The sequence below is a fragment of the Nonomuraea aridisoli genome, assembly GCF_003236395.1.
GTDB classification, from domain to species: domain Bacteria; phylum Actinomycetota; class Actinomycetes; order Streptosporangiales; family Streptosporangiaceae; genus Nonomuraea; species Nonomuraea aridisoli.
On record NZ_POUD01000363.1, the window covers coordinates 1 to 7,748 of the forward strand.

The 7,748-nt window shown below is 73.9% G+C and carries 4 protein-coding genes; 2 read left to right on the forward strand and 2 right to left on the reverse strand.

The features are described from left to right. The first annotated feature begins 148 nt into the window (after nt 1-148). The gene (locus C1J01_RS43910; RefSeq protein ID WP_220040418.1) at nt 149-4,303 is read left to right on the forward strand and encodes an FtsK/SpoIIIE domain-containing protein; all 4,155 of its coding nucleotides are present in this window, start codon (nt 149-151) and stop codon (nt 4,301-4,303) included. Nucleotides 4,304-4,362: 59 nt separating this feature from the next. Here the strand turns inward: C1J01_RS43910 and C1J01_RS43915 are convergent, their stop codons facing one another. After that, complete coding sequence (locus C1J01_RS43915) at nt 4,363-4,668, reverse strand: hypothetical protein (RefSeq protein WP_111184947.1); 306 nt, start codon at nt 4,666-4,668, stop codon at nt 4,363-4,365. Between the two features lie 26 nt (nt 4,669-4,694). Further along, nucleotides 4,695-5,555 carry a hypothetical protein gene (locus tag C1J01_RS49380; RefSeq protein ID WP_146615949.1) on the reverse strand — a complete coding sequence of 287 codons (861 nt, stop codon included), beginning with the start codon at nt 5,553-5,555 and terminating at the stop codon, nt 4,695-4,697. Between the two features lie 161 nt (nt 5,556-5,716). On the opposite strand from C1J01_RS49380, the gene C1J01_RS43925 reads away from it, so the two are divergent. Continuing rightward, a partial coding sequence (locus tag C1J01_RS43925; RefSeq protein ID WP_220040419.1) for a putative T7SS-secreted protein occupies nt 5,717-7,748 on the forward strand: 2,032 nt, incomplete at its 3' end.

Below are 7,748 nucleotides of genomic sequence, written 5' to 3' on the forward strand. Positions count from 1 at the left end.
GTTGTCGGCCGGGAGCCACGAGGTCGGGTCCGACCCCTTGTGCGCCATCCGGGTGAGCGGGCGGGACGTGCCCGAGAGGGGCCTGTGGGTGACCGTCATGCCGGACGGGTCCGCGTGCTGGCACCGTACGGCGCCATTGACGGGTGAGGTGAGTCTGCGGGAGGTGCGGCCGCCCCGGGACGGCGCCGTGGACGCCGCTCTCGAACGGTTGCGGCCCCGCGACGGACGGCCCGAGCCGGACGAGGCACGGTACGAGTCGCCGGCCGACGGCACTCGCCGGCAGGACGGCTCGCCCGGTGCGGCAGGGCGGGGAGGCCGCGAGACGCCGTCCGGGGACGGGCGCCGTCCGGCGTCCGGCGAGGCGCGGCGGCGGGAACTCGCGCCCGGCGTGTACGCGTGGCCCGAGGACGCCGATCTGAGGGTGGGGGCGGTGTTGTTGCGGGTGTCGGCGCCGGTCGAGGCCGACGCCGCCGTGGTGCCCTCGGCGGACGGCGTGGGGGTGGACTACAACAGGCCGCCGAGGATCGCGCCGCACCTGGACAGCGAGCGGCTGCGGATGCCGCCGCCGCCGCACCCGCCGGGCCGCAGGCCGTTCCCGCTGCTGCTCGTCATCATGCCGGTGGTGCTCGGCCTGGTGATGGTGTCGGTCTTCAACTCGTACTTCTATCTGATCTTCCTGCTGTTCAGCCCGGTGATGGCGCTGGCCAACTGGATCTCCGGCAAGCGCGGCAACCGCAGGCAGCTGGAGGAGCAGGGCCGTACGTACCGGCAGCGCCGCAGGGCGCTGGAGGCGGAGATCCACGCGGCGGTGCGCCGGGAGCGGCGCGTACGCGGCGTGGCCGGGCCCGACCCGGCGACGGTGGCGCTGCTGGCGTGCGGGCCGGGCGGCCGGCTGTGGGAGCGCCGCCGCAACGACCCCGACCACCTGGTGCTCCGGCTGGGCACGGTGGACCAGCCGTCGGTGAAGGAGCTGGACGAGCCGGCCAGGGACGAGAACCACCGCATGGTCAGGTGGAACGTGCCGGACGTGCCGATCGGGGTGGAGGTCCCCGACCACGGGGTGGTCGGCGTGGCCGGGCCGCAGGACGCGGTGCAGGCGCTGGCCCGCTGGCTCGTCGTCCAGACGGCCGTCCTGCACAGCCCCCGCGACGTGCGTGTGGTGGTGCTGACCGACCGGGCGCGGGAGGCGGACTGGCGGTGGGTGCGCTGGCTGCCGCACCTGCGCCCGGGAGCGCCGGGCGGCCCGGTGGTGTCGATCGGCAACGACCCCGAGTCGGTCGCCAACCGGGTGTCGGAGCTGGTCGCGCAGGTCACCGCCCGGCAGCGGGCGCTCGGCTCGTCGATGGGGCGGGCGATGTTCAGCGAACCGGACGTGCTCGTCGTCGCGGACGGCGCCCGGCAGCTGCGCGAGGTGCCGGGCATGGTGCAGGTGCTCACCGACGGCCCGAAGGTCCGGGTCTTCAGCGTCTGCCTGGACGAGCAGGAACGCCTGCTGCCCGAGGAGTGCGGCACGGTCGTGCTGGCGGAGGGCCACGAGCTCACGGTCCGCCGCACGGGGGCGCCGGACGTCACGGGCGTGCGGGCCGACCTGGTGGAGCCCGGCTGGTGCGAGCAGGTGGCCCGCGCGCTGGCGCCCATCCGGGACGTCAGCCCGGAGCACGACGCCGGCCTGCCCCAGCGAGTACGCCTCCTCGACCTCATCCACCTGGAGCCGCCCAGGGCGGACGACCTGCTGGAACGCTGGAGACGGCGGCCCGCCTCGACCGCGTTCGTCGTCGGCGCGGGCTACGACGGCCCGCTCGCCCTCGACCTGGTGCGCGACGGCCCGCACGGTCTCGTCGCCGGCACCACGGGCTCGGGCAAGTCGGAGCTGCTGCAGGCGTTCGTGGCCGCGCTGGCCGCCGCCAACCGCCCGGACGAGCTGACGTTCGTGCTCGTCGACTACAAGGGCGGCAGCGCCTTCCGCGAGTGCGCGGACCTGCCGCACACCCTCGGCATGGTCACGGACCTCGACGCCCACCTGGTGACCCGGGCCCTGGAGTCGCTGAGCGCCGAGTTGCGCCGCCGCGAGCACGTGCTGGCGGAGGCGGGCGCGAAGGACCATCCGGAGTACCGCGCCAAGCGCGCGCAGGACCCGTCGCTGGCCCCGTTGCCGCGCCTGCTGCTGGTGATCGACGAGTTCGCGACCCTGGTCAGGGAGGTGCCGGACTTCGTGCCCGGCCTGATCGGCATCGCGCAGCGCGGCCGTTCGCTCGGGATCCACCTGGTGCTCGCGACGCAGCGGCCGGCCGGTGCGGTCACCAGCGACATCCGGGCGAACACCAACCTGCGCATCGCGCTGCGGGTGACCGACGCGACGGAGAGCCAGGACATCATCGACACCTCCGAGGCGGTGAACATCTCGGCGAACACGCCGGGCCGGGCGCTGGTGCGGATGGGCCCGCGCTCGGCGGTGCCGTTCCAGGCCGCCTGGGTAGGCGCCGAGCGGCCCGGCACGGGCGGCGAACGTCAGAGGCCGCGCCGCGGCGTCCGGGCGGCGGAGCTGTCGTGGACGGGGCTCGGCCGTCCCGCGCCACCGCCCGCCGACGACGGCGAGGAGGTCGTGACCGCGCCCGCGCCCACCGACCTGCGGGCGCTCGTGGCGGCGGTCAGGGAGGCCGCGGACCGGCTGGACGACTACGAGCCGCAGCCCAGCCCGTGGTTGCCGCCGCTGGAGGAGCGGGTGGTCCTCGACGACCTGCCGCCGGTGCCGAGCCGTTCCGGCGGGGTGGTGCCGCCGCCGATCCCGTACGCGCTGGAGGACGTGCCGCAGCTGCAGCAGCGCCGGGTCGCCACCATGGACCTGGCGGTGTTCGGCCACCTGTACGTGATCGGCGCCCCGCGCTCGGGCCGTACGCAGGTGCTGCGGACGATGGCGGGCTCCGCCGCGCGTACGGCGAGCGCCGCGGACGTGCACGTCTACGGGATCGACGCGGGCGGCGGGGGCCTGGCGGCCCTGGAGGCGCTGCCGCACTGCGGCGCGGTCGTCTCCCGGCACGACACCGAACGCCTGACCCGCCTGCTGCACCGCCTGGCCGCCGAGCTGACCGCCCGCCAGGAGCGGATCGCCGCGCATGGGGCGGCCGGGCTGAACGAGCTGCGCGGCCTGCTGCCGAAGGCGGAACGCCCGGCGCACATCCTGCTGTTCGTGGACGGCTGGGACGCGTTGCAGGGCATGCTGGACGAGTTCGACAACGGCCGGCCGGCCGACGTGATGACCCGGCTGCTCCGCGAGGGCGCGGCGGCGGGCCTGCACGTGATCGCCACATCCGAGCGGTCGCTGCTCAGCGGGCGGATGTCCTCGCACAACGACCACAAGCTGATGTTGCGGCAGGGCGACCGCAACGACTACCAGCTCGTCGGCATGCTGCCCAGCAAGGCCCCGGCGAACGTGCCGCCCGGCCGCGGCTGGCACGTGCTGAGCGGCACCGAGACGCAGGTGGCGCTGCTGTCCGCCGGCGAGGGCGGCCAGGAGCAGGCGGAGGCGTTGCGGGCGATCGCCAGGACGGCCCGGCGGCGCGAGGCGGCCCTGCCCGCCGGGCGGCTGCCGTTCCGGGTGGCGACGCTGCCCAGGTCGGTGGACTTCGCGGCGGCGTACGCGCTGGTGCCGGCGGAGCCGCGGCGGCCGATGTGGGGGCTGCTCGGGGTCGGCGGCGACGACGCGGCGCCGGTCGGGGTGGACTTCGCCGGCTCGTCGGCCGTCTTCGCCGTGCTCGGGCCGGCCGGGTCGGGGCGCAGCACGGCGCTGGCCGCGCTGTCGGTCTCGCTGCTGGCGGGCGGCACCTCGCTGGTGGTGCTGACGCCTCGCGACTCGCCGCTGCGGGCGCTCTCCCGTCATCCGCAGGCGCGGGTGTTCGCCGAGGCGGATCCGGCGGCGGAGAGCGTGCAGGCGGCGCTGGACGAGCTGCCGGGGCCGAAGGTCGTGGTGGTCGACGACGCCGACCTGCTGGCCTCTCCCGCCTGCGACCGGGTGCTGAAGGAGATCGCCTTGTCCGGGCGGGACCACGGCCTCGGCCTGCTGTACGCGGGGATGGCCGAGTCGCTCCAGCTCGCGCTGGGCAGCTGGGTGTCGGCGGCGCGGCGGGCGCGGCGGGGCGTGCTGCTCGCGCCGAAGAGCATGCAGGAGGGCGACATGATCGGCGTACGGCTGCCGACGCACCTGCTGCGTACCGCTCCTTCTCCCGGGCGCGGGTGGACCGGCGGGCCGGGCGGCGAGGTGATGGCGGTGCAGGTGCCGCTGACGGTGTTGCGGCCGGACGCGTGAAGGCCCGCCGGACGCGTGAGGCCCGCCGGACGGGCGTTGTCCGGCGGGCCCCCGTCAGGTCACTTGCTGGAACGGATGCTGCTCGCCATTTCGTTGTCCATGTTCTCCATCTGCGTACGGATGTCCATGAACTGCTTGGCGAAGCCCTTGATGCCGTCCATGGCGGCGAGCAGGCTGGTGTTGAACTTGTCGTACGCCTCCTGAAGGGCGGGGCTGGACTGCTGGAACACCAGCCCGTTCTGCAGCAGGTCGTTGACGTTGGTCCGCAGGTCGTTCAGCATCGGCACGATGTTGTCGGAGGCCGAGTTGAGCGTGTTCGAGGTCGCCTCGATGGCGGGGTAGTCGAGCTGGATGTTCGGCGGCATGGCCGGTCCTTTCGTGGGTGGTTTCGTCAGACGTTGCGCGGGGGCGGCCCGGTCGTGCCCCTGGGCGGCGGCGGGGGCGGCACGGCGTCGTCGGGGACACCGTCGCCGTCGCCGTCGCCCTCGCCGCCGACCTGTTTCCACTCCTCGGAGCGGTTGTCCCGGGTGTATTCGGTCTTCTTGCCGTCCTGGTCGGTGACGGTCATGGTGCCGCCGCCGTCGTCGTTCGTGATGCGGGTGTCGGCGACGGTCCTGCCGCCGTCGGAGAACGTCGTCTCCGTGCGGTAGCTCCTGCCGCCGTCGCTGTAGGTCGTGACCGAGGAGTAGCTCTGGTCGTCGTGCGTGACGGTCGTCTCCTCCTTGACCACGTTGTTGTTCTCGTCGAGCGTCAGGTGCGTGTGGACCTGTCCGTTCGGGGTGTTGATGACCTGGTCGACCGGCGGCGCCCCCGGGTCGGTGGCGCGGCAGAAGTCCGGCATGTCGCCGTTGGCGTCCGGCACGCACTTGTCGGCGTGCTCGTTGCGGTAGTCCCAGGCGGCCTTGTCCTTGCGCCACTCGTCCAGGCCCAGCTGGGCGCCCATCACGCCGAGCCCGTCGGCGATCTGCGCGTCCACGTCGAAGTAGGCGTCGGAGACGGAGCCGAACAGGTCGCCGAGGCGCTTGAGCCGGTCCACCGCGTTCTCCATCGGATCCTTGGACAGCCGGTAGAGGCTGCGGAACGCGTTGGTCAGCCCCGCGTGGCCGAAGATCGCCTGAGCGTCGCCGAAGTCGCCCTTGCCGAGGTTGGCGAAGTCGCTGCCGCCGAGCGTGGGCGCGATGCGGTCGGCGAGGTCGTGCAGGTCCTTGCGGGCCTCGTGCAGGACGCTGTAGTCGAGTGCGAAGTCGGGCAACGGCATCTCCGTTCGCGCGGAAGTCCCGGACTATCGGACCACGCGCGAAGGGGGCGTCCGGTTCATCCCTTTCTGGCATGAACCGGAGCAGAGGGTCGAACGTGGTCCCTGCGGAGACGTAGCGCCACAAGCGCGACGAGGACGTGAGGGAGACCCCCGCCATGCCACGCCCCACCGACTGGGACGCGCTCGGACTCGCCGGTGACCCCACCCCCGGCGACCCCGACCGCATCGACCAGCTCGCCCGGTCGCTGGCCGAGCTCGGCGGCGTGGCCAGGGACATCGACAACGCCCTGAACATGGTGCTCGCCAAGACCGGTGACGGCGCGTGGATGGGGCAGACCGCCGACGCGCTGCGCGAGAAGATCGAGGGGCCGCTGCGCAGCTTCGTGCGGAGCATCGCCGAGGCGTTCGAGGGCTCCGCGCACACCCTGGTCTTCTACGCGGCGGCGATGCGGGAGCAGCAGTCGCGCGCCGACACCGCGCTGAGCCAGGGGCGCGGGCTCACCTCCGAGGAAGACCGTCCCCTCCGCGACGAGTACGCCGCCACCGCCCGTGCCGCGGGCGCCGCCCTGGCCGAGGCCGCCTCCTCCGCCGCCGCCACGGTGAGCGAGGCGGCCCGCGGCATCAAGCAGCCGGTGTCGGACTGCGAGATGTTCTGGGACGCCTTCAAGTGGCTGGCGATCATCCTGATCGTTCCCGCGCTGCTCGTGGGCGGGCCGGTCGCGCTGCTCGCGATCGGGGTCAACCTGACGCTCTTCATCAAGACGGCGGTGGACTTCTCCCAGGGCAAGGCCGGTCTGCTGGACCTCTTCCTGGCCGGGCTCGGCATGATCGCGCCCACCACCAAGGCCGTGCCGATCTTCCAGCTCGTCGGGGCGGCGGCGAAGTTCACCTGGCAGGGGTTGAAGACCGCCGGGCCGGCCGTCTTCGGGTTCTTCCGCGGTCTTTTCACCGGGGGCGGGCTGCGTACCGTCACCATCCTGCCGGGGTTGCGGGGGTTCGCCGCGCTGGCGGGCACCTGGATCAGGTCCGGGTCTTTGTGGGTGATGGCGCCGCTGACGCACATGCCATCTTTCACCGGGATGATCCGGACGAGCGGGATCGTGGCCGTGCAAGGTCTGCGGGCGGTGCCCGGGGTGATCCGCGCCTTTCCCGGCGCGGTCGCCAGGGGCGCCGGAGCGGCCTGGAGCTGGACCGGCCGGACCTTCTCGGCGGGCATGACGCTGGGCGGCAAGGGGCTCGGCGCGGCCTGGGACTTCGCCGTCGCCCAGCTCGGCGGGGCCAAGATCCTGCGGCTGGTGCTGCCGGTGGACGCCGGGGAGATCGGCCGGTTCGGCCTGCGGGAGGCGTTGCGGCTCGGGGTCGTCGAGCGCGGCCTGCAGGCCAGGAACCTGTTCGGCGCCCCGCTCGCCGGCGCTCTCGGGCGTGGCGCCGCCGCCGTGCCGCCGCCGCCCGTGCAGCACGTGGGTTCGCTGCTGGACGTGCCCCGGCCCGACCTCACGCGGCTCCAGCTGGGCGACTGGTCCGGGATGCGGGCGCTCGACCTGCACGTGGGGCCGGCCGGCGGCATCGGCCTCGCCGCACCCCCCGCTTTCCGGGCCGGTACGGGGTTCGGCGACGGCCTGATGTTCGCGCCCGACGCCGTACGGCGGCTGGACGCCCTGCTGGACACGCCGATCCACGAGCTGAACGCCGTCCGCGTCGGCGACTGGGCCGCCCCGGCGGCGCGAGGGGACCTGGGCCTCGGGGTCAGCGCGAACCTCGGCACCACGCTGAACCACGGACCGGCGTTCGCCGGGACACAGGGCCTGCACACGCAGGGGCTGCCCGCGCTCTCGACCACGCCGGCCCAGGCCCTCAACCTGCACACCCCCACGAACCTGCACGCACCCGCCGACGGCGGCTCCCTGTCCGTCTCCACGACGCACACGGCATCGCCGCAGGCGGGCGCGAGCCTCACCCACGCCGGCGTTTCGGGCACGTCGGCGAACAACGCGCTCGACCTGCTCTTCCCCTCCACGATGAACCGCGCCGACACCCCGGTCTTCGGCACGGGCGCCCACCTGTCGGAGACAACGACCCAGGCCCGGGTCGCCCACAACGTCACCCTCCACCTGGACGAGTACGCCCGCTCCAGACCGACCGACCTCCAAACCACGCCGTCCCCGTCGCTGGCGCCCCAGTCCGCAC

Excerpts from the sequence above, each read along its gene's own strand:
- C1J01_RS43915 (WP_111184947.1), bottom strand. The coding sequence starts at position 4,668 with ATGCCGCCGAACATCCAGCTCGACTACCCCGCCATCGAGGCGACCTCG.